The organism is Clostridioides sp. ZZV15-6383, from assembly GCF_020657735.1.
GTDB classification, from domain to species: domain Bacteria; phylum Bacillota; class Clostridia; order Peptostreptococcales; family Peptostreptococcaceae; genus Clostridioides; species Clostridioides difficile_D.
In genome coordinates, this window is sequence record NZ_JAGWCV010000184.1 from 1 (window position 1) to 328 (window position 328).

Annotated in this window: 2 protein-coding genes; both read right to left on the reverse strand. The window is 28.7% G+C overall.

What is annotated here, in order from left to right; genetic code table 11:
* On the reverse strand, window positions 1-92 hold a 92-nt coding region (locus KGF42_RS20670; protein WP_227826928.1), incomplete at its 3' end, for a hypothetical protein.
* Window positions 93-217: 125 nt separating this feature from the next.
* The gene (locus tag KGF42_RS20675) at window positions 218-319 is read right to left on the reverse strand and encodes a transposase (protein ID WP_227826929.1); all 102 of its coding nucleotides are present in this window, start codon (window positions 317-319) and stop codon (window positions 218-220) included.
* Window positions 320-328: the final 9 nt, after the last annotated feature.

Below are 328 nucleotides of genomic sequence, written 5' to 3' on the forward strand. Positions count from 1 at the left end.
TTTCTATTTTTATATGATACGTAATTTAAAATATTTCTAATTTGATGCACAACATATCTTTGTATTTCAGTATCAAGAAATACTGCTTTAATCGCATCAGAAAATCCAACTAGTCAGTCTAAAGAAGTTATTAATATACCCTTAACTCCTCTGCGTCTAATATCTGTAAACACCTCTAATCAATACTTTGAACTTTCATTTCCTCCAATCCATATTCCTAAACCTCCTTTAGCCCTTCTAAGTTAATACCTATAGCTATATATGCTGCTTTTTTTATTATTCTATCTTCACTTCTAACTTTATAATGTATGGCATCCATAAATACAAT

Bases quoted from the DNA above. Each gene is read 5' to 3' on its own strand.
- KGF42_RS20675 (WP_227826929.1), bottom strand. From the start codon at position 319: ATGGATGCCATACATTATAAAGTTAGAAGTGAAGATAGAATAATAAAA.